We start from the raw sequence: 19,647 nt of genomic DNA, 5'->3' as shown, positions 1-19,647 counted from the left end.
CTAAAGGGGACTGGCATGCGCGTTTTGCTAATTGAAGATGATAGCGCCGTTGCGCAGTCGATTGAGCTGATGCTCAAATCCGAGAGTTTCAACGTCTATACGACGGATCTCGGAGAAGAGGGCGTCGATCTCGGCAAGCTCTACGACTACGATATTATCCTGCTCGATCTCAATCTGCCGGACATGTCCGGTTACGATGTGCTCAAGCAGCTGCGGGTGTCCAAGATCAAGACCCCGATCCTCATTCTCTCGGGCCTCGCCGGCATCGAGGACAAGGTCAAGGGTCTCGGCGTCGGCGCCGACGACTACATGACCAAGCCCTTCCACAAGGACGAGCTGGTTGCCCGCATTCATGCGATCGTGCGCCGCTCCAAGGGCCACGCCCAGTCGGTCATCCAGACCGGCGACTTGGTGGTCAATCTCGATACCAAGACGGTGGAAGTCGGCGGTCAGCGCGTCCATCTGACGGGCAAGGAATACCAGATGCTGGAGCTGCTCTCGCTCCGCAAGGGCACCACCCTCACCAAGGAAATGTTCCTCAACCACCTCTATGGCGGTATGGACGAGCCCGAACTGAAGATCATCGACGTTTTCATCTGCAAGCTGCGCAAGAAGCTGGCGAATGCTTCCGAAGGCCGCAACTTCATCGAAACCGTCTGGGGCCGTGGCTATGTGCTCCGCGAGCCGCACGAAGAAGAGATCCGCATCCCGGCTTGAGTTTCAAGCCGGCATAAGCGTCACTCCCCGAAAGTTCTCACGAAACCCCGCCGAAAGGCGGGGTTTTTGTTTGCGTGGATGAACCCACCCTTTGCTTACAGCGACGAATGCCATAGGCGAATACCAAGCAATCATGTTTGGCGCACATTTCGGGGGCGGAATGGTTCTGCAATCTCTGGTCGGGCTGCCGGCCTTTCTGGTCTATTTCTGCACCGGCATTGTCGCCGTGATGCTCTACCTGTTCGTCTATCTGCGCGTAACCGCACATGACGAGTTCGCACTGATCCGCAAGGATTGCGCGCCAGCTGCGATCGCACTCGGGCTCAGCCTGCTCGGCTTCGTGCTGCCGGTGGCTAGCGCGATTGTCCACTCCGCCAATGTCATCGATTGTCTGATCTGGGCGATCATCGCGCTGATCGTGCAGATCGCCGTCTATTTCATTCTCCGCATTCCGGTGCCGCAATTGTCGGATCGCATCGCCAATGGCGAGATGGCCCCGGCCCTCTGGCTCGGCCTCGCCTCCCTTGCCGCCGGCGTGCTGAATGCTGCCTCCATGGTGTATTCGCCATGACAAGCGGGCCCGCAAAGAACTTCGGCAAGCGCCGACCAGTGCAGCCGATGCCTGAGGAAACCCCGTCGCGCAAACGCTCCAACCACGTGGCGCTCTTGCTCATGGGCACCATGGCCTTGGGCGGCGGCGCTTATGCGCTGATGCCGAGCGAACATTGCGACCCGAACCGCGCGGCCATCGCCGGCCAGCAGCAGGAGTGTCAGCAGCGCAGTTCATCGTCATCCTCCGGCGGCCATGGCTATTCAGGGGGCAGCAGCAGTTCTTCGGGACGCAGCAACTTCGCCAGCACCGGATCATCATCCAGCGGCGGATATGACAGCTCGTCATCCAGCAGCAGCCACGTCACCCATGGTGGCTTCGGCTCCTTCGCCTCGCATTTCTCCGGCGGCGGCTAGTTTCTCATGCAACGCATCGCATGTTCCGAGCGCGACGATTGGCAGGCCACCGCAGCCGCGACGGGCTTCGTATTTCATACCGAGGCCGGTGACCGCTATTGGGACGAGCGCGCCTACTACGCTTTCACGCTCGATGAGATCGAGCGTCAGATCGAAGCCCCGACCGCCGAACTCAACGCGATGTGCCGCGAGCTGGTGAGCCGTGCGGTCAAGGATGAGCGCTATCTGCGGCTGCTGAAGATTCCGCAGGCCTACTGGACCTTTATCGCCGCAAGCTGGCAACGGAGCGATCCCAGCCTCTACGGCCGTTTCGATTTCCAGTTCGACGGCAAAGGCCCTGCAAAGCTGCTCGAATACAATGCGGACACGCCAACCTCACTGTTCGAGGCCGCGGTGTTTCAATGGACCTGGCTCGAACAGGCGATCGAGCGCCAGATCATCCCGAAGCGGGCCGATCAATACAACTCGCTGCATGAGCGGCTCATCGAGGCCTGGCGCAAGATCGGCACCGACAAAGCCATTCATCTCGCAGCCGCCATGGACAATGCCGAGGACCGCGGCACAGTGCAGTACCTCGCCGATGTCGCGCAGCAAGGCGGCCTCACACCGGCGCTGATCGACATCAAGGACATCGGCTATGCCGACAGCGGGCACTTCGTCGATCTCAAGGACCAGCCGATCGACCTGATGTTCAAGCTTTATCCGTGGGAGTGGATGTTCCGCGAGGCATTCGGCGGCCGTCTGAAAGGCGCATCGACGCGCTGGATCGAGCCACCGTGGAAAGCCATTCTGTCCAACAAGGGCATCCTGCCGCTGCTATGGGCGATGTTTCCGAACCACCCGAACCTGCTGCCGGCCTATTTCGACGACGATGCCGCAGCGGCTGAGCTCGGCACATCCTATGTGCGCAAGCCGCTCTATTCGCGCGAAGGCGCCAATGTCACGCTGGTGAGCGGCGGCAGCGCCATCGATGCGCAGCCCGGTCCCTATGGCGAAGAAGGCTTCATCCGGCAGATGCTGATGCCGCTGCCGAACTTTGCGGATCAGTATCCGGTGCTGGGCAGCTGGCTGGTCGATGAGGTGCCATGCGGGCTCTCGATCCGCGAGGATGAGAATCCGATCACCGGCAACATGTCACGCTTTATTCCGCACGCGATCCTATGACGGCGCTCAGCGCGCCGGCGAAGCAGCGGCCTTGAGACCCACAGGTGTCATGCTCGGCACGATCGACGGTGCAGCACGGACGACGTTCGGACGGTACAGGCCACGCTTGTCGGCATGCGGCTTGAACGCATCGGTCAGACCGACAACGGTCTCTGCGGCGCCCAGCGCCAGGAAGCCATCGGGCTCCGTGCACTTGGCAAGGCGGCCAAAGATCTGCGTCTTCATGTCCTGATCGAAATAGATCAGCACATTGCGGCAGAAGATGATGTCGAACTTGCCCATGCTGGAGAAGTCCTGCAGCAGATTGAGCGGCTTATACTGGATCATCGACCGGATCTCCGGATTGATCTGCCACATCTCGCCGGTCTGCTTGAAGTATTTGACCAGCAGCTGGATCGGCAATCCGCGCTGCACTTCGAACTGGGTGTAGATGCCCGACTTCGACTTCTCGAGCACCTGCTGCGAGATATCTGTGCCGATGATCTCGATCCGCCATCCGGCGAGCTGGGCGCTCATTTCCTTGATGGTCATCGCGATCGAATACGGCTCCTGACCGGTGGACGCAGCCGCACACCAGATCCGCAGGCTCTTGCGGGCGGCACGTGCCTGGATCATCTCCGGCAGCACGACGTCGCGCAGATGGTCGAATGGAAGCTTGTCGCGGAAGAAGAAGGTTTCGTTGGTGGTCATCGCCTCGACCACGTCGGACGCAACCGTGGAGGAGCCGTTCTTGATCTTCTGGACCAGCTCTTCAATGCCCGACAGGTTGGCCTTGCGTGCGAGCGGCATCAGCCGGCTTTCGACCAGATACTGCTTGTCAGCAGACAGATCGAGACCCGAGCGCTCCTTCAGGAACTTGCGCAGGAAATCATAGTCTGCCGGTGTCATGACCGATCTCCCGAGAAAAGACGAACCACTTTCGAACCGATTTGATTGAGCGGCAGGATAGCCGAGCAGATGCCCGCATTGGCGGCAGCGCCGGGCATACCCCACACCACGCTCGATGCTTCGTCCTGCGCGATGACATTGCCGCCAGCCGCGACGATATCCTTGCCGCCGCGCATGCCGTCCGAACCCATGCCTGTCAACACGACGGCGAGAATGGCGCCGTGCCAGACGTCGATGGCAGACGTGAACAGCGGATCGACAGCAGGTTTGCAGAAATTCACCGGCGGACCGTCATCGAGCGCGATGGCGATGTTGGCACCCTGCTTGACGGCGCGCATATGCTTGCCGCCCGGCGCGAGGTAGATCTGACCGGCCTTGACGATCTCACCATCGACACCTTCGCGAGCCGGACGCTTGCTGGCGCGCGCAAGATGTTCGGCGAGAATGGTCGTAAAGGTCGGCGGCATATGCTGCGTGATAAGCACAGGCACCTTGTCGATCACGGCGCCGATTTCGGCAACCAGCGTCATCAGGGCCTGCGGCCCGCCAGTGGACGAACCGATCAGCAGCGCGCGTGGCATCGTGGCGCTGAAAGGACGCTTCACGAGCTGCGCCTGCGCGGCGACTGATGTCACGGACTTGAAAGACGGTGCGGCCTCACGCGCCGCGGGAGCCGGCACGATCGACGGCGTCGTCGCCGACTTCAGGCGGCGAACCTTCGCGCCAAGATGACGGATCTTCTGCAACAGGTCGTGCTTGAAGATGTCGGCTGCGGAAATCTCCCGGGTGCTCTCCGGTTTCGGAATGTAGTCGGCGGCGCCGAGCGACATCGCCTTGAAGCTGATCTCCGCGTTGCGGCGGGTCAGCGTCGACGCCATGATGATAATGAGATTCCGCTTCTTCGCCAGCAGCTGCGGCAGCGCCGAAATGCCATCGAGCTCCGGCATTTCAATATCGAGAATCGCAACGTCGGGATTGATGCGCTCGATCTGGTTGACGGCATCGAGACCAGTACGAAGCGACGCCGCGACGGCCATGTCAGGCTCGGCCTCGATCCAGCGCGAGATCAGGCCGCGAATGACGACGGAGTCGTCCACCACCATGACCCGCAGTGGCTCATACCGCGAATCGACAACAGGAGGACTTATCACATCAACACTCATGAACTCACCGGACGCAACACAACGCGACAAATGCACTGACAAAACAAATGCACAAACAAAAAGGCGGGCGCCGGAAGTGGAATACGCAATTCCGGCGTATAACTTAGATCAGGCCGACTTCCTGAAACTTCGCCGACACGATTTCCTTGTCGAACGGTTTCATGATGTATTCGTTCGCGCCGGCATGCAGAGCGCGCGCGATGTGGGCCACATCGTTTTCGGTCGTGCAGAACACGACCTTTGGAACGTCACCGCCAGGCATGCGGCGCAGGTTACGGAGGAACTCGTAGCCATCCATCACCGGCATGTTCCAATCAAGCAGAACAGCGTCCGGCAGATTCTGCTTGCAGATTTCGAGCGCTTTCTCGCCGTCTTCAGCTTCGGTAATCTCGAAATCGAGACCTTCGAGAATCCGACGGGCGACCTTACGGATGACACTGGAGTCATCGACAACCAGACATGTCTTCATGTGAGCCTCATTTTCACCGCGGACAAAATTGTCCAAGTGCTGGTCTTAGGCGGCCAGCTTGTCAGGCGAGATTTCAAGGATGCGATCAACGTCGAGTACGACCATCAGTTGCCCATCGAGACGATGGACGCCATCGGCCATCTTGGCCATGCGCGGATCCAGATTGACCGGATTCACCTCACGGCTCTCATCGGCGAGCTTCAGGACTTCACCGATCGAATCGATCAGCAGGCCATAAGATTCACCGCGGAGATCGACGCCCACAGCCATCGGCGGCTTGCCGTCATCGTTCTTCGGCAGGCCAAGGCGCGAACGCATGTCGATCGCGGTCACAATTCGACCGCGCAAATTGAGCACGCCGGCGACGTCGCTGGAGGACAGCGGCACGCGGGTCAGACGCTCGGGCATGAACACGTCCTGCACGCGCGAGATCGGCATGCCGAACAGCTGTCCACCGATCATGGTGGTCACGTATTCGGTGATCGCGCCGTCAGCGCTCGGAGCCTTGGTGGTGGTGGTGGTCGTAGTGGTGGTGGTCATTGCGATTTCCCTCACGCAGCCTGGCGAACTTCAGTGGTCTGTTCTTTGAGCGCCGCAATCAGGCCGGGGCGATCGAACTTGGCGACGTAGTCATGGAAACCTGCGAGGCGACCGCGCTCGATGGCAGCCGGGGAGATCATCGCCGAGAGAGCAATGATCGGCGTGTGGCTGAGTTTCTGATCCGCACGGATGGTCTCGGCGAATTCGAAGCCGTTCATATCCGGCATTTCGATGTCGGTGAGGATTACGTCGACCTCCTGACCCGAGCGCAGGAATGACAAACCTTCCTGGGCGTTGGTGGCGACGCGTACCTTGTAGCCGGCAGCCTTGAGCACGGGCGAGAGCATGTTGCGGAAGAACGCGGAGTCGTCGACCAGCAGCACCGATTGAGCGGTTGCCGAGACACGCATTTCCTTACGCGAGAACCAATCGGCAAAAGCCATCGGCAGGAAGTGACCGACGTCGATCACTTCGGTCGCGAGACCCTTGATGACAGCGGAGCCCAAGATCCCCTCGCGACCGCTGGCCACTTCGATATGCAGGCGCTCTTCGACGATATCGACGATTTCGTCGACGACGAGACCCATCGAGCGACCGTCGTCTGCGAAGACGAGGATTGGCTGGGTGCCCGACGTACGGACGGTCACGCCTTCCATCTGCACCAGCGGCATCAGCTGATCGCGGTACTGGACCATGTAGCGGCCGTTCGACAGCTCGACCTTGTCAACGCCCACTTCTTCGAGGCGCGTGACGAGACCGAGCGGCACTGCCTTGGGCTGTGCGGAGCCGGCGCGGAACACCAGCAGCGACGTCAGCTGTTCTGCATTCATCGCGCGCATTGCGGCGTTCTCGTCGGCAATCTCGTGAGCGTTGGATGCCAGAGCACCAAGCTCCTGCGCGATGCCGTTCGGATCGACAATCATGATCACCGCGCCATCGCCCAGGATGGTGTTGCCGGAGAACATGCCAATGTGACGGAGCTTGGTGGACATCGGCTTGACGACGATTTCTTCGGTGTGGAAGACGCCATCGACGACGATGCCGAAGGTCTGGTTGCCCACCTGGGTCACGACGATGAAGCCGTTCTCCGGATCGGCCGACGAGCCGTCATCGATCTGCAGCAGCTTCTTCAGATGCATCAGCGGCAGCAACTTGTTGCGCAGGCGCAGCACCGGGGTGTCCTTGATGCGCTCGATGCGATGTTCGGAGTTGGCGCGCGCACGCACCAGTTCGACGACCGCGAGCTGCGGGATCGCGAAGCGATCACCACCGGCTTCGACGATCAGCGCGGACACGATGGCCAGCGTGAGCGGGATCTTGATGGTGACGCTGGAGCCCTCGCCGGCGACCGACTTGATGTCGATGGTGCCGCCGATCTGATCGATATTGGTGCGCACCACGTCCATGCCGACGCCGCGGCCGGAGACGCTGGTGACGGCAGCCGCAGTGGAGAAGCCCGGTGCGAAGATGAACTTGTGAATCTGGGCTTCCGACATCTTCTCGATATCGGCTTCGGTGGCCAGACCGTTCGAGATCGCCTTCGCCTTGATCCGCTCGGTGTTGAGACCGCGGCCGTTGTCGGCGATGCAGATCAGGATGTGGCCGCCCTCGTGATAGGCGGACAGACGGATGGTGCCCTGCTCCGGCTTGCCTTCGGCAGCGCGCTCAGCCGGCGTTTCGAGGCCGTGATCCGCCGAGTTGCGCACCATGTGGGTGAGCGGATCCTTGATAAGATCGAGCACCTGGCGATCGAGTTCGGTATCGGCGCCGTGCATCTCGAGTTCGATCTGCTTGCCGAGTTCGCCGGCCAGATCGCGCACGATACGCGGCAGCTTCTGCCAGGCATTGCCGATCGGCTGCATGCGCGTCTTCATGACACCGTCCTGCAGTTCGGCGGTCACGGTGGACAGGCGCTGCAGCGGCACCTTGAATTCGGTGTCTTCATGACGACGGCTGATTTCCAGCAGCTGGTTGCGGGTCAGCACCAGCTCCGAGACCATGGTCATCAGATGTTCGAGCGTGTCGACATTCACGCGGATTGACTGGTTCGCGACCTTGTCGGCTTCTGGCTGGTCGACCTCGACAGCGGTCTTCTTGGCGGCAGGCTTCGGAGTAGCAGCCTTCGGCGCGGCGGGCTTTTCAGCAACCGGAGTCGGCGGCGCGACAGGCGCTGCAGGCGCTGGCGCAGCAGCTGCTACGGGCGGTGCCACTTCGATGGCGGTTTCCTGGAAGGCGCGCTCAAGCTCTTCGAGCGAGACTTCGCCTGGGCGCAATTCACGCTCCAAGGTCGGAACGACCAACGGGGCCGACTCGGCCGCGACAGGCGCTTCCGGTGCGATCGGAGGTGCGGACTCAGTCATCGATTCCATGCCTTTTTCGACCATGTGATGCAGTTCGCCAATCAGATCTTCGTCGACGCCTTCCGGCTCCACTTCCGTGGCTTCGAGCTGACTGAGAATTTCCTTGATGCGATCGATCGTGGTCAGGATGAGCGTAACCGCCTCTCCGGTAACCGGCATCCCATCGCGGAATTTGCCCATCAATGTCTCGGCGGCGTGGGCCAGGGCTTCGAGACGGGGCAGTCCGAGAAATCCGCACGTGCCCTTGATGGTGTGAACCAGGCGAAAAATATTATCGAGAATTTTCGCGTTATTCGGGTCCTGTTCGAAGCGGACCAGCTGATTGTCAACCGTATCCAGGCTCTCGTTGGTTTCCGTCAAAAACTCGCGGAGAAGATCATCCATGAAAATAGGCCTTCACACTCCAGGCTCGCGACTTTCGCTACGCCTTTCGAAGTCTGGCTACTTTCCCCGCAAAGCGTTTAATATTAGTTGAGCATTCCCAAAAACAATGAATGCGACATTTAGCTATATGCTCGCACACGTACGAGCCCGCCAAACGGCGGACTCGTAAAGAGTTCATTAAGAGTTGAATGAGTTTGCGATCAGATCGCGGTGACGACGATGGCGTCGCCTTCGGGCACTAAGGTCACCTTGAGGCCGCAAGCCTGCGCCAGGAGCCGCGTGTAGTAAGGCTGCACGGCATGGGCATCGATGCTGCCAACTTGTTCCGAGGCCAGCATATCGACGATGGCCTGCGGCAGGCGCGCGTTGAGGCCTGCGGCCGTGATCTTGAAACCCTGCGGCTCACCTTCGCCGATGCCATCGATCTTGAGCACGCCGCCGCGCGGAATCGTCTGCTGCGCGATTACCAGCATGTTGAGCAGCAGCTTGACCTTGTTCTTCGGCAGCAGAAGCCGCGGCAGATTCCATTCGATCTTGGTCTTGGCGTCTTCAAGATGACCGCGCGACATGGTCTGCGCGTCGCCGAGATCGATCTGCGCGCCCGCCGAGCCGGCGGCTCCGAAGGCGAGCCGGCAGAACTGCAAGCGGGCCGATGCGGTCTTGGCGCTCTTCCGGATCAGATCGAGCGCGAATTCCTTGTCTTCCGGCTTGGGATTGTCATCGAGCACTTCGAGCCCGTTAACGATGGCGCCCACGGGGCTGATCAGGTCGTGGCAGACCCGCGAGCAGAGCAATGCCGCGAGTTCAAGGGCATCGGGGGCCGGACCTGGCGTGGGAGTGTCGGACATGAAATGCGCTCCTGGGGCCACACAGAATGAACGGCGAATCAAGCATTTGCTTTACGGTTAGATACACCGCAGATGGTGGCGCGACCACAACAAGGCTGGCACAGTCCACCGGTGCAACAGGCGCGTGTAGAAATGAACGGGGATGACATGCAGGGGATGAAGGCTAGTCGATGACGGATGATTCGCGACCTCGCATGGATGCCGCGCGGGCTGCCACCCTGATGGAGCCGCTGACCGAGCTCGCCGCACAGGCCGGCGCCGCCATCCTCAAGGTCAACCGCAATGTCATGACCGTGGATGGCAAGGCCGACGGCTCGCCTGTGACCGAAGCCGATCTCGCGGCCGACCATGTCATCGGCGAAGGACTGGCGCGGCTGTTTCCGGGCATCCCGTCGCTGTCCGAAGAGCGCCTCCACCTCGCCACACCCCCCTATGCCGGCACACTGTTCCTGATCGACCCGCTCGACGGCACCAAGGAATTCGTCGCCGGCCGTCAGGAGTTCACCGTCAATATTGCATTGATCGTCGATGGCACTCCGCTGCTGGGTATTGTCGGTGCCCCTGCCCTCGGGCTGATCTGGCGCGGGCTGGTTGGACGCGGCGCCGAGCGTGTCGAACTCGCACCAGACCTGTCCATCCGCAAGGTCACACCGATCCAGACCCGCGCTGCGCCTGCTCCGGGCGCGGCATGGACCGCAGCGGTCAGCCGCTCCCATGGCGACCAGCGAACCGAAGCTTTCATCGCCAGCCGCCCCGGTGCTGTCAGACAGGAGTTCGGCTCGGCGCTGAAATTCTGTCGCGTGGCCGAGGGCCAGGCCGACATCTATCCACGGCTGGCGCCGACTTGTGAGTGGGATGTGGCCGCCGGCCATGCCGTGGTGGTGGCTGCAGGCGGCAAGGTGACCGACACCTTTGGCAAGGCGGTTCGCTTCGGCGGTAACCGGGAAGACTTCATCGTGCCGGAATTCATCGCCTGGGGTGACAGCACCGCGAGCGCGCGCGGCTGAACCCGCATTATTTCGCCAGGATATCCTGCACGCCCGGCCAGCGCTTGCGCGCGCCGGGCAGATATTTGGCCGGTGCCGCAGCAAAGGCGTCGCGGGTTTCCTCCCGGCCGAACAGGTAAAGGCGTTCGCCCGTAATGAGCCACAAACGCGGATTGCCGGCGAAGGCGACCCCGCGGGCGACATCGACGGGATCATAGCCACCGAATTGCGGACCGTAGATGTCCGGATGCGCGGCGAAAGAGGCGCGGTTGCCCTCATTGCGGAAGCGCCAGACCGTGCCCTCCTCCGACATTTCGAAGTCCGGCTGCCCCAGCGTCGGGCGGCCTTCGGTGAAATAGGCCACCGGATCGAAACCGCTGATTGCGAGACCCGTATATCGGTCAGTGACCACGCGCTCGCTGGTCGCAGCCTGCGCGCCCGCCGGGACGAGAGCGGCCGCCAGCAGCAGAATCAAGGCAATTCCACGGCTCCAGCCTGACAATTCCCGCCGTTGTGCCGTCATAGTTGATACCGATAGTATAGGGAGTCGGGGACAATGACTGCAGAGTTAAACCGTGCTTCTCAGCATCCGGTTAAAGCCGCGGTCGCAAATTTGAAATACCAGGGGTTCTTTTCATGACCTTCGCATCACGCCTGGCAGCGGTCGCGCTAGCCACGTTCACGCTCGCCTTCTCGCCGGCTTCTGCGCAGCAACCACCGCGCGGCCAGGCCGCACCGGACACCTACCGGTCCGAAGAACTCATGACGGCCGGACACCGGTTTTTCGGCAATGTCTCGCGCGGCCTCGCCTCGGTGATCGAGAAGGCTGTCAGCCAGTGGGGGCTGCCGAACGGTTATATTCTGGGCGAGGAAGGCAGCGGCGCGATCGTGGCGGGCCTGCGTTACGGCGAAGGTACGCTCTATACGAAGAATGCCGGCGATCTGCGCGTCTACTGGCAGGGTCCCTCGGTCGGCTTCGACTGGGGCGGCGACGGCGCCCGCACCATGACGCTGGTCTATAACCTGCCGGCCACCCAGGCGATCTATCAGCGCTTCGCCGGTATCGACGGCTCCGCCTACATCATCGGCGGCTTCGGCATGACGGCACTGACTGCCAACAACGTCGTCCTGGTGCCGATCCGTTCGGGTCTCGGCCTGCGGCTCGGCGCCAATATCGGCTATCTCAAATATACCCCCAGCGCGACCTGGAACCCGTTCTAAGCCCTCGATCGCGCGGTCCTGCGATCAAGCGCTTCTGAACGGCTGAATAAAGGTTAACGAGGCGTTACGCTGTCTTTGCCGGCGGTGCCATGGCATGGTAACCGCTGCATTTTGAGAGCGTGGGAGCATTCGTCATGGTTGAACCGATCATGTATCTGGCGATCGGTTTTCTGATCTCGATGCTCTGCGGCCTGATGATCATGCCGCTGGTGCATAACCGCGCCGTCCGCCTCACCACCCGCCGGCTCGAAGCCGCGACGCCGCTGTCGATGGCAGAAATCCAGGCTGACAAGGACCAGCTGCGCGCAGAATTCGCGATGGCAGCACGCCGGCTGGAAATGAGCGTCGACCAGCTCAAGAACAAGACCACCAGCCAGCTCGCCGAACTCGGCAAGAAGTCCGACGCCATCAACCGCATGAAGCTTGAGCTCGGCGAGAAGAACGCCACGATCTTCGCGCTGGAAGCCCGTGAAGCCGCCGTGAAGGAAAAGCTCGGCCTCACCGAGGCCGACTTCACCAGCAAGACGGAAGCGTTGCGCGCCGCCGAACAGGCATTGAGCAACAAGCAGGCCGAACTCGCCAGGCTGAACCACGACCTCTCGGACCGCTCCATGGTGGCCGACACCCGCCAGGTCGAGCTCATCGCCGTGCGTGCGCAGGTCGAGGAATTGAAGGGCCGTGTCGGCGATGCCGAAAAGGAATTCGCCAATACGCAGCACCGGCTGGAGCTGCAGCGCGGCGAATCCGACACCGCAACACGCGAACTCACTGAGGCGCGCGCGCGCGTCGAGAATCTCAGCCAGCGCGTGACTGATCTCGATCAGCAGCTCACCATCCAGGTGCGCGAAGCCGAACAGCTCGGCGCCCGCGTCACTGATCTCGAGAGCCAGCTCTCGACCCAGACCAAGATCCTCGCCGAGCGCGATTTCGAGAACAGCCAGTTGCGCCAAGCCAATGAAGCCGCCGAACAGATCGCGCGCGACCTGCGCGTCGAGCTCGCCGCCATGAACGGCGCCAAGGGATCGCCTGTTCTCGAGAAGCTGCGCGCCGAGAAGGCCGCCGTGGAGACCGAGCTCGCCGCCGCCCGCGAGGAGCGCGCCAAGCTGCAGCGCGACCTCAACGGCGTCCATCAGCAGGCCGAGAGCGCATGGGCCACCGAGCGCATGGAAAACGCGCTGCTGCGCGAGCGCATCAACGACATCGCCGCCGAAGTGGCCAAGATGGCCATGACACTGGAAGGGCCGAATTCGCCCATCGAGGCAATTTTGGCTGCCGAACCAGCGCCCGCGGCCCAGCCGCGCCCGGCTAATGACGCCGGTTTCGCCCCCAACAGCACCCTCGCCGACCGGATCCGGGCGCTGCAGTCCCACGCCTCCCGCGCTCCGCAGCCGGGCTAAATCGCGGGCCAGGAACCCGGATCGCCCGCATGGCCGGATGGGGAGACTTATTGTGCTGACTTGCGGCAGGGTTCGCTTGACACCCCCGCCCCCTATTCCCTAAATCGCGCCACTGACGTCAGTCCCCGCCGGGCCATTACCGCCCGGCCTTTTGGTCTGTACGGCATCCCGGGCGCATAGCTCAGCGGGAGAGCGTTCCCTTCACACGGGAGAGGTCCAAGGTTCGATCCCTTGTGCGCCCACCATTATTCCAGTATATTCAAGTACTTAGCGGCCTTATTCCCTCGAAGTGTGCCCCGGAAAAGCTGGGGCACAGCAGGGGCACACTCGTTTCGGCGCTTGATCATCGTCATGGATTGGCCGGCGCAGCTCTCTAGCCGCCAAGTTAGACTTTCGTGAAATCGGGCTTTCGCTTCTCTGCAAAGGCAGAGAAGGCCTCGCGAGCTTCCGCGCTCTGAAGCCGCTCTTTGAAAAGAGCGCTCTCTTCAGCGATCCTTTCAACCATTTCCTGCTGCTCCCGCATCAAAAGCTTTGTATGGCGAAGTGCGCCTGTCGGACGCTGCGTCAAAGTCAGGGCGGCGGTCGCCGCCCTCGCACGAACATCGCCGATAGGGACAACGGCATTGGCAAGTCCGCATTGAAGTGCGGTTACCGCATCCATCGGCTCTCCCAACGCGAACATGGCATACGCCCTCACGTGCCCGATCCGCGAAGGGAGCAACCAACTCGACGCGGCTTCGGGCACCAGCGCCAGGTTGACGAAAGGCGTGATCAGGCGCGCATTCTCCGCCAGGTAGACCAGATCGCAATGCAGGAGCATCGTGGTTCCGACACCAACGGCGTTTCCCTGGACGGCCGCGACGAGCGGCTTGGTCGCCCTTGCTAAATTGCCGATAAAGCGAAACGCGGGACTGTCAGTGGTTTCGTTTGCCGTGGACGGGGCGGCAAAGTCCGCCAAGTCGTTGCCGGAGGTGAAGCTGTCGCCGTCGCCCTGAAACAGAACGACCTTGACGGCAGGATCCCTTTCGGCGCGTTCGAGGCCTTCCGACATCGCGTCGTACATCGCGCCAGTCAGCGCGTTCTTCTTTTCGGGACGCGAGATCGTGAGCGTCATCACGCCATCGACGACATCCGTCTTCAAATGATCCGTCATGCCATCGTCCTCAGCTTGCGGCGCGCAGGGGTTCGCGGGCAGAGGCGTCGAGAAAACCGGTCAAGCGCTGGCGGATGATGCTTTCGGCGTCCGCCATGATGCGATCGATCAGTTCCTTGACGGTCGGGATGTCGTTGATGAGGCCCGCAACCATGCCGCAGCTCCAGGCGCCGGCGTCCATGTCACCGTCGACCATGACTTTCGGATACACGCCCGCCACTTCATTGATGATGTCGCCGATGACCAATGAGTCACCCTTAGCTCGTTCGGTTGCGAGCAGCCGCTCGACTCCGGCGTTATTGAGAACGCGCTCGGTATTCCTGAGCGAGCGCATCACCAGACGGGTGTCGAGTTCTGACGCCTTCACAATCGCATCCTTGACGTTCTGATGAACGGGCGCCTCTTTGGTCGCCACGAACCGGGTGCCCATGTTCATGCCCGCAGCGCCCATCGCGAGCACCGCAACCAGACTACGCGCGTCGGCCATCCCTCCCGATGCAACGAACGGGATCTTCAGCTCTTCGGCAGCGCGCGGCAGCAGAATCATGTTTGGCATGTCGTCTTCGCCGGGATGGCCGCCGCATTCGAAGCCGTCGACGCTGACGGCATCGCAACCGATCTTCTCCGCCTTCAACGAATGGCGAACGGAAGTGCACTTGTGGATGACCTTGATCCCCGCCTCTTTCAGGGCTGGCATATATTGCTCAGGGCTTCGACCTGCGGTCTCCACCGCCTTGATGCCGCCTTCCTTAATGGCGGCGATGTATTCTGGATAGGGCGGCGCGTCGAACGTCGGAAGAAATGTCAGGTTCACGCCGAACGGTTTGTCGGTCATGTCGTGACAGCGCGCGATTTCCTTCGCGAGGTTCTCGGGCGTTCTCTGCGTCAATCCGGTGATGATGCCCAGGCCACCGGCATTCGAGACGGCCGCGGCGAGTTCGGCAAAGCCTACATAGTGCATGCCGCCCTGAATGATGGGATGTTCGATCCCGAACAGGTCTGTGATCGCAGTTCTCATGATCGTCTCCGACTCTCGCTGTTTAGGTTTCTTATTATCAGTGAACGATTTCGAGCAAACCCGCTGCGCCCATCCCGCCACCGACGCACATCGTGACCACCGCGTACTTCGCCTTGCGACGACGCCCCTCGATCAACGCATGCCCCGTCAGTCGCGCGCCGGTCATGCCATAGGGGTGACCGACCGCGATGGAGCCGCCGTTGACGTTGAGCTTCTCGGGATCAATGCCGAGCTTGTCGCGGCAGTAGATAACCTGGACCGCGAATGCCTCGTTCAATTCCCAAAGGTCGATGTCGTCGATCGTGAGACCATGGCGCTTGAGAAGGCGAGGCACTGCGAAGATCGGGCCGATTCCCATCTCGTCGGGCTCGCAGCCCGCCGACACAAAGCCGCGGAAGATGCCAAGCGGCTTTAGGCCCTTTTGGGCGGCGAGCTTGTCGCTCATGATAACGGTGGCGCTGGCACCGTCCGATAGCTGGCTCGCGTTGCCGCCAGTGATGGAGTAGCCCGGCCCTTTCGCCGGCTTGACTTTGGCCAGTCCCTCGGCGGTCGTGTCAGGACGCGGGCCCTCGTCCGCCGAGAGCGTGATCTCGTTGTAGGAGATGGCGCCGGTCTCCTTGTTAGTCACGACCATCGTCGTCTTGATCGGCGCCAGTTCGTCATTGAAGCGGCCGGCCTGCTGCGCGGCTGCGGTGCGGCGCTGACTTTCGAGACTGTATTCGTCCTGCGCGTCCCGAGAGATGTTGTAGCGTTTTGCGACGTTTTCGGCCGTATCCAGCATTGCGATGTAAGCGTCGCCTTTGATCGCCAGCAGCTCTGGGTCAACCGCGTGCCACTGGTTCATATGTTCGTTCTGGACGAGGCTAATGGATTCACCGCCTCCGCCGACCGCGACCTCTACGCCGTCGAAGATCACCGACCGGGCGGCAAGCGCGATCGCCTGAAGCCCCGACGCACACTGTCTGTCGATGGTGGTGCCGGCGACCGTGACAGGAAGACCGGCGCGAAGCAGAGCCTTGCGGGCGATGTTCGATCCCGTCGTGCCCTGCTGCATGGCGCACCCCATCACCACGTCCTCGACCTCTCCGCCTATGATGTTCGCGCGGGTGAGCGCCGCCGAAATGGCGTGTCCCATCATGGTCGCACCTTCGGTATTGTTGAGCGCGCCCTTGTAGGCCTTTCCGATCGGGGTGCGGGCGGTCGATACGATTACGGCTTCGGTCATTTATTATTTCCTTGGCTGGATGGGACGGGCGTGACCGCGCGTCATGCGGCGCGGGCGAATCGCATCAGATGGAAAGCGGGGTCGCCGAACTGGATGTCGATGGCGCCGATACGCTTGAAATAGTGACCGACCTTGAGCTCGTCGCTCATGCCCATGCCACCGTGCAGCTGGATCGCCTGTTCGCCGATGAAGCGCGCAGCATATCCGACCTTTGTCTTCGCACCGGAGGCGAGCTTCGTGACATGGGCGTCGTTGGACGCCAGCGTCAGGGTCAGATGCTGCATGAGTGAGACGGCTTCCTGCAGTGCGATGAACATATCGACCATCCGGTGCTGCAGCACCTGAAATGATCCGAGCGTCACCCCGAACTGCTTGCGGGTCTTGCTGTAGTCGAGTGTCGCCCCGTTCAATTCGGTCATCGCGCCTATGGCCTCGGCACACAATCCGCCTATGGCCCGGTCGCGGCAGTTTTCGAGTGCAGCAACACCCAGGCCTTCGCGTCCGAGCAGGTTGCTCGCCGGGACTCGGACATCCTTCAGCATGATCTCGGCGGCCCGCCTGCCGTCGATCGTCCGGTAGCCTTGCATGTGCAGACCGGCCGCTCGACTGTCGACGATGAAGAGGGACACGCCATCGCGATCGCCGTCCCGGCCGGACGTCCTTGCGGAGACGATCAATCGGTCTGCCCACGGGGCTCCGATCACGGCGGCTTTCGTTCCCGACAGGACGTAGTCATCACCACTTCGGTCCGCAGACACCGATACCTTGTTGAGGTTGTATCGAGATCCCGGTTCGGCCCAGGCCAACGCCCACGTCGCCTCGCCCGCTGCGATCTCGGCGAGCAATTCCCCGCGTTGGTCGTCGGTCCCCAATGCCTCGATTAGCCCTCCCGCCAGCACGACCGTCTCGAAATATGGCTCGACGACGAGGCTGCGGCCGAACTCCTGCATAACGATCATGGTCGTCAGCGGGCCGTTCCCGAGGCCGCCATATTCCTCCGCGAACGGTGCCGCCAGAAGACCGAGGTCGGCGAACTTTGCCCACACCGCGCGACTCCAACCATCTTCGCCCGCGACGATCTTCGCTCGGTCATCGAAGCCGTATTCATCCTTCAGGAAACGTTGCATGCTGTTGCGGAGCAATTCCTGGTCTTCGGTCAGTTCGATGTCCATGGGCGCCTCTCCTGGTGCGGGTCAAAGACCGAGCACGGCTTTCGCGATGATGTTGCGTTGAATCTCGTTGGATCCGCCGTAGATGCTGAGCTTGCGCGAGTTGAGGTATTTTTCCGCCGACGTATGCCCATAGTCAGGCCCGGGCATGAAACGGTTACCGCTGACGGGATGCTCCCGAAGAGCGACGCCATAGTTGCCCGTCGCGCGGTGCGTGAGGTCGGTAATGCGCTGGAATATCTCGGTGCCTCTGATCTTGAAGAGCGATGCGGCCGGGCCGGGATCGATACCGCGCGACATCTGCGCGACGACCCTCAATTCCGTCGCTTCGAGGGCCAGCACATCCAATTCGACACGGGCGATCTCACGGATGAACTCCGCGAAACTCGGATCGTCCTCGGGAATTTCAGCCCTGACGATGTCCTTGAGTCGCCGCAGGTACCGGGTCGAACGACCGATACCAGCCATACTGGTGCGTTCGTTGCCGAGGAGGAATTTTGCGTAGGTCCAGCCCTTGTTCTCCTCGCCGATCAGATTCTCGATCGGCACCCGCACGTCCTCAAGGAAGACGTCGTTGACCTCGTGCGAGCCGTCGATGGTGATGATCGGGCGCACGGTGACGCCGGGCGTCTTCATGTCGATCAACAGGAAGGAGATGCCCGCCTGGGGCTTTGCGGACGGATCGGTGCGGACGAGACAGAAGATCCAGTCCGCGTGCTGCGCGAGAGTAGTCCATGTCTTGTGCCCGTTGACGACGTAGTGATCGCCGTCGCGAACCGCCTTGGTCCTGACGGAAGCTAGATCCGACCCCGACCCCGGCTCCGAGTAACCCTGGCACCACCAGTCCTCGCCCGACAATATGCGCGGCAGGAACCTCGCCTTCTGCGCCTCCGTCCCGAAGGTGTAGATGACCGGGCCGACCATGGTCACGCTGAAGGCGAGCGGCGGAAGCGTTCCCGCACGCGAGGTCTCCTGCTCCCAGATGAAGCGCTGGGTCAGCGACCAACCGGGGCCGCCATATTCCTTCGGCCAAAGCGGCGCGATCCAGCCCTTCTGATGGAGGATCCTGTGCCAAAGGAGCGATTGCTCTTTTGTGAGATCCGTCTCGGGATTCGCGACACGCATTTCCTTCGGGTAGTTTTCCGCTATGAAGGACCGAGCCTCGTTACGGAATGCCGCATCTTCGGCCGAAAGGTTGAGCTCCATGGCGAGCTACCACTTCTCGCCGAATGGACGAATCTCATGCTCGAAGGTCCATGCGTCGCGCGGTTGCTGGTAGAGGGACCAGTATGCCTCGGCGACCGCCGCCGGCCGCATGAGCCGGTTCGGATCGAGGTTTTCCATTGCCTGCGGCCCTTCGCGGCTGGTGATCAGCTGCCGCACCCATTCCGTGTCCACGCTGGAGTCGATGATCAGGTGCGCGACATGAATGTTCTTTGGCCCGAGTTCCCGGGCCATTGATTGCGCGACGGCTCGGAGACCGAATTTGGCGCTCGCGAAGGCTGCGAAACCGTTGCCGCCGCGCAGGCTTGCCGTCGCTCCGGTGAAGAAGATGTTCCCCTTGCCGCGTGCCAGCATTGCCCGCGCTGCCTCGCGTCCAGCGAGGAATCCCGAATAGCACGCCATCTCCCAGACTTTGCGAAACACGCGCTCCGTGGTCTCGACGATCGGAAAATTGACGTTTGCGCCGATATTGAAAACGCACACCTCCAAAGGGGCATGAGCGTCGGCATCGGAGATGAATTTCACCATCTCGTCTTCCTTGCGCGCATCGAGAGCCCGTCCGAACACGGTCCCACCGGCAGCCTCAATCTCCTTGATCAGCGGCCCCAGCTTCTCACCCTGGCGCCGGCCCACGAACACCGTGAAGCCTTCGGCAGCGAATTTCTTAGCGATCTCGCCGCCGATGAAGTCACCTGCGCCGACGACGGCGACCGTTGCATTGCGCTTTTTCACCTAGATTCTCCTGGATACGAGTA

At 61.6% G+C, this 19,647-nt stretch carries 20 protein-coding genes and 1 tRNA gene; 8 read left to right on the top strand and 13 right to left on the bottom strand.

Going from position 1 to position 19,647, the window contains the following annotated elements; genetic code table 11:
• Window positions 1–15 precede the first annotated feature (15 nt).
• The 4 genes from ctrA to AB7813_RS28890 all read left to right on the top strand — a co-directional run bounded on the left by ctrA (window position 16) and on the right by AB7813_RS28890 (window position 2,847).
• A complete protein-coding gene (gene ctrA / locus AB7813_RS28905; RefSeq protein WP_068737116.1) occupies window positions 16–717 on the top strand; it encodes a response regulator transcription factor CtrA in 702 nt (233 codons plus the stop codon).
• Window positions 718–877: 160 nt separating this feature from the next.
• Complete coding sequence (locus AB7813_RS28900) at window positions 878–1,288, top strand: DUF350 domain-containing protein (protein ID WP_089267516.1); 411 nt, start codon at window positions 878–880, stop codon at window positions 1,286–1,288.
• On the top strand, window positions 1,285–1,683 hold the full coding sequence (locus tag AB7813_RS28895) for a hypothetical protein (protein ID WP_439082823.1): 399 nt from the start codon (window positions 1,285–1,287) through the stop codon (window positions 1,681–1,683). Before AB7813_RS28900 ends, AB7813_RS28895 begins: the two co-directional genes overlap by 4 nt.
• Window positions 1,684–1,689: 6 nt before the next feature.
• A complete protein-coding gene (locus tag AB7813_RS28890; RefSeq protein WP_439082824.1) occupies window positions 1,690–2,847 on the top strand; it encodes a glutathionylspermidine synthase family protein in 1,158 nt (385 codons plus the stop codon).
• 6 nt (window positions 2,848–2,853) lie between these two features.
• Here the strand turns inward: AB7813_RS28890 and AB7813_RS28885 are convergent, their stop codons facing one another.
• The 6 genes from AB7813_RS28885 to chpT form a co-directional block, all read right to left on the bottom strand.
• Window positions 2,854–3,735, bottom strand: coding sequence for a CheR family methyltransferase (locus AB7813_RS28885; protein WP_439063240.1), 882 nt, complete (start codon window positions 3,733–3,735; stop codon window positions 2,854–2,856).
• Window positions 3,732–4,898: a protein-glutamate methylesterase/protein-glutamine glutaminase gene (locus AB7813_RS28880; RefSeq protein ID WP_093760980.1), complete on the bottom strand. Its 1,167-nt coding sequence runs from the start codon at window positions 4,896–4,898 to the stop codon at window positions 3,732–3,734. Before AB7813_RS28880 ends, AB7813_RS28885 begins: the two co-directional genes overlap by 4 nt.
• A 103-nt stretch (window positions 4,899–5,001) precedes the next feature.
• Entirely contained in the window at window positions 5,002–5,367 is a 366-nt protein-coding gene (locus AB7813_RS28875) for a response regulator (protein WP_068737128.1), read from the bottom strand.
• A gap of 45 nt (window positions 5,368–5,412) precedes the next feature.
• Window positions 5,413–5,907, bottom strand: a complete 495-nt coding sequence (locus tag AB7813_RS28870) for a chemotaxis protein CheW (protein ID WP_093760982.1) — start codon at window positions 5,905–5,907, stop codon at window positions 5,413–5,415.
• 11 nt (window positions 5,908–5,918) lie between these two features.
• Window positions 5,919–8,651, bottom strand: coding sequence for a hybrid sensor histidine kinase/response regulator (locus tag AB7813_RS28865; protein WP_439063238.1), 2,733 nt, complete (start codon window positions 8,649–8,651; stop codon window positions 5,919–5,921).
• Between the two features lie 200 nt (window positions 8,652–8,851).
• Window positions 8,852–9,499, bottom strand: a complete 648-nt coding sequence (gene chpT / locus AB7813_RS28860; protein WP_068737134.1) for a histidine phosphotransferase ChpT — start codon at window positions 9,497–9,499, stop codon at window positions 8,852–8,854.
• 170 nt (window positions 9,500–9,669) lie between these two features.
• Here chpT and cysQ point away from each other — a divergent pair, with 170 nt between their 5' ends.
• Window positions 9,670–10,506, top strand: a complete 837-nt coding sequence (gene cysQ, locus AB7813_RS28855) for a 3'(2'),5'-bisphosphate nucleotidase CysQ (RefSeq protein WP_439063237.1) — start codon at window positions 9,670–9,672, stop codon at window positions 10,504–10,506.
• Between the two features lie 7 nt (window positions 10,507–10,513).
• On the opposite strand, the gene AB7813_RS28850 is transcribed toward cysQ, so the two are convergent.
• Window positions 10,514–11,008, bottom strand: a complete 495-nt coding sequence (locus AB7813_RS28850; protein ID WP_176454721.1) for a YHS domain-containing (seleno)protein — start codon at window positions 11,006–11,008, stop codon at window positions 10,514–10,516.
• Between the two features lie 113 nt (window positions 11,009–11,121).
• Between AB7813_RS28850 and AB7813_RS28845 the strand changes: the two genes are divergently transcribed.
• The 3 genes from AB7813_RS28845 (at window position 11,122) to AB7813_RS28835 (ending at window position 13,348) form a co-directional block, all read left to right on the top strand.
• Window positions 11,122–11,706 (top strand): DUF1134 domain-containing protein, encoded by a 585-nt coding sequence (locus AB7813_RS28845; protein ID WP_089267524.1) that lies wholly within the window; start codon window positions 11,122–11,124, stop codon window positions 11,704–11,706.
• A 134-nt stretch (window positions 11,707–11,840) separates the two neighbouring features.
• The gene (locus tag AB7813_RS28840) at window positions 11,841–13,103 is read left to right on the top strand and encodes a hypothetical protein (RefSeq protein WP_439063236.1); all 1,263 of its coding nucleotides are present in this window, start codon (window positions 11,841–11,843) and stop codon (window positions 13,101–13,103) included.
• Between the two features lie 170 nt (window positions 13,104–13,273).
• Window positions 13,274–13,348, top strand: a tRNA-Val gene (locus AB7813_RS28835).
• A 140-nt stretch (window positions 13,349–13,488) separates the two neighbouring features.
• On the opposite strand, the gene AB7813_RS28830 is transcribed toward AB7813_RS28835, so the two are convergent.
• The 6 genes from AB7813_RS28830 to AB7813_RS28805 are packed head-to-tail and all read right to left on the bottom strand — an operon-like array spanning window position 13,489 to window position 19,624.
• The gene (locus AB7813_RS28830; protein WP_439063235.1) at window positions 13,489–14,256 is read right to left on the bottom strand and encodes an enoyl-CoA hydratase; all 768 of its coding nucleotides are present in this window, start codon (window positions 14,254–14,256) and stop codon (window positions 13,489–13,491) included.
• A 10-nt stretch (window positions 14,257–14,266) separates the two neighbouring features.
• Window positions 14,267–15,274, bottom strand: coding sequence for an NAD(P)H-dependent flavin oxidoreductase (locus AB7813_RS28825; RefSeq protein ID WP_231081176.1), 1,008 nt, complete (start codon window positions 15,272–15,274; stop codon window positions 14,267–14,269).
• A 37-nt stretch (window positions 15,275–15,311) separates the two neighbouring features.
• Complete coding sequence (locus tag AB7813_RS28820) at window positions 15,312–16,499, bottom strand: acetyl-CoA C-acyltransferase (RefSeq protein WP_439063234.1); 1,188 nt, start codon at window positions 16,497–16,499, stop codon at window positions 15,312–15,314.
• A gap of 41 nt (window positions 16,500–16,540) precedes the next feature.
• Complete coding sequence (locus tag AB7813_RS28815; RefSeq protein ID WP_439063233.1) at window positions 16,541–17,671, bottom strand: acyl-CoA dehydrogenase family protein; 1,131 nt, start codon at window positions 17,669–17,671, stop codon at window positions 16,541–16,543.
• Window positions 17,672–17,692: 21 nt separating this feature from the next.
• Complete coding sequence (locus AB7813_RS28810; RefSeq protein ID WP_439063232.1) at window positions 17,693–18,874, bottom strand: acyl-CoA dehydrogenase family protein; 1,182 nt, start codon at window positions 18,872–18,874, stop codon at window positions 17,693–17,695.
• 6 nt (window positions 18,875–18,880) lie between these two features.
• Window positions 18,881–19,624, bottom strand: a complete 744-nt coding sequence (locus AB7813_RS28805) for an SDR family NAD(P)-dependent oxidoreductase (protein WP_439063231.1) — start codon at window positions 19,622–19,624, stop codon at window positions 18,881–18,883.
• Between the last annotated feature and the right edge of the window lie 23 nt (window positions 19,625–19,647).

The organism is Tardiphaga sp. 20_F10_N6_6, assembly GCF_052076045.1.
GTDB classification, from domain to species: Bacteria; Pseudomonadota; Alphaproteobacteria; order Rhizobiales; family Xanthobacteraceae; genus Tardiphaga; species Tardiphaga robiniae.
The sequence above is the reverse complement of the archived record's forward strand: the minus strand, read 5'-3'. Positions and strand labels throughout refer to the sequence as shown.

What these genes read in the sequence shown, in the direction of transcription:
- AB7813_RS28875 (WP_068737128.1), bottom strand. Translation starts at nt 5,367, where the DNA reads ATGAAGACATGTCTGGTTGTCGATGACTCCAGTGTCATCCGTAAGGTC.
- AB7813_RS28865 (WP_439063238.1), bottom strand. Translation starts at nt 8,651, where the DNA reads ATGGATGATCTTCTCCGCGAGTTTTTGACGGAAACCAACGAGAGCCTG.
- AB7813_RS28810 (WP_439063232.1), bottom strand. Translation starts at nt 18,874, where the DNA reads ATGGAGCTCAACCTTTCGGCCGAAGATGCGGCATTCCGTAACGAGGCT.
- cysQ (WP_439063237.1), top strand. Translation starts at nt 9,670, where the DNA reads ATGACGGATGATTCGCGACCTCGCATGGATGCCGCGCGGGCTGCCACC.
- AB7813_RS28815 (WP_439063233.1), bottom strand. Translation starts at nt 17,671, where the DNA reads ATGGACATCGAACTGACCGAAGACCAGGAATTGCTCCGCAACAGCATG.
- AB7813_RS28845 (WP_089267524.1), top strand. Translation starts at nt 11,122, where the DNA reads ATGACCTTCGCATCACGCCTGGCAGCGGTCGCGCTAGCCACGTTCACG.
- AB7813_RS28820 (WP_439063234.1), bottom strand. Translation starts at nt 16,499, where the DNA reads ATGACCGAAGCCGTAATCGTATCGACCGCCCGCACCCCGATCGGAAAG.
- chpT (WP_068737134.1), bottom strand. Translation starts at nt 9,499, where the DNA reads ATGTCCGACACTCCCACGCCAGGTCCGGCCCCCGATGCCCTTGAACTC.
- AB7813_RS28885 (WP_439063240.1), bottom strand. Translation starts at nt 3,735, where the DNA reads ATGACACCGGCAGACTATGATTTCCTGCGCAAGTTCCTGAAGGAGCGC.
- AB7813_RS28895 (WP_439082823.1), top strand. Translation starts at nt 1,285, where the DNA reads ATGACAAGCGGGCCCGCAAAGAACTTCGGCAAGCGCCGACCAGTGCAG.
- AB7813_RS28825 (WP_231081176.1), bottom strand. Translation starts at nt 15,274, where the DNA reads ATGAGAACTGCGATCACAGACCTGTTCGGGATCGAACATCCCATCATT.
- AB7813_RS28830 (WP_439063235.1), bottom strand. Translation starts at nt 14,256, where the DNA reads ATGACGGATCATTTGAAGACGGATGTCGTCGATGGCGTGATGACGCTC.
- ctrA (WP_068737116.1), top strand. Translation starts at nt 16, where the DNA reads ATGCGCGTTTTGCTAATTGAAGATGATAGCGCCGTTGCGCAGTCGATT.
- AB7813_RS28850 (WP_176454721.1), bottom strand. Translation starts at nt 11,008, where the DNA reads ATGACGGCACAACGGCGGGAATTGTCAGGCTGGAGCCGTGGAATTGCC.
- AB7813_RS28840 (WP_439063236.1), top strand. Translation starts at nt 11,841, where the DNA reads ATGGTTGAACCGATCATGTATCTGGCGATCGGTTTTCTGATCTCGATG.
- AB7813_RS28870 (WP_093760982.1), bottom strand. Translation starts at nt 5,907, where the DNA reads ATGACCACCACCACTACGACCACCACCACCACCAAGGCTCCGAGCGCT.
- AB7813_RS28880 (WP_093760980.1), bottom strand. Translation starts at nt 4,898, where the DNA reads ATGAGTGTTGATGTGATAAGTCCTCCTGTTGTCGATTCGCGGTATGAG.
- AB7813_RS28900 (WP_089267516.1), top strand. Translation starts at nt 878, where the DNA reads ATGGTTCTGCAATCTCTGGTCGGGCTGCCGGCCTTTCTGGTCTATTTC.
- AB7813_RS28890 (WP_439082824.1), top strand. Translation starts at nt 1,690, where the DNA reads ATGCAACGCATCGCATGTTCCGAGCGCGACGATTGGCAGGCCACCGCA.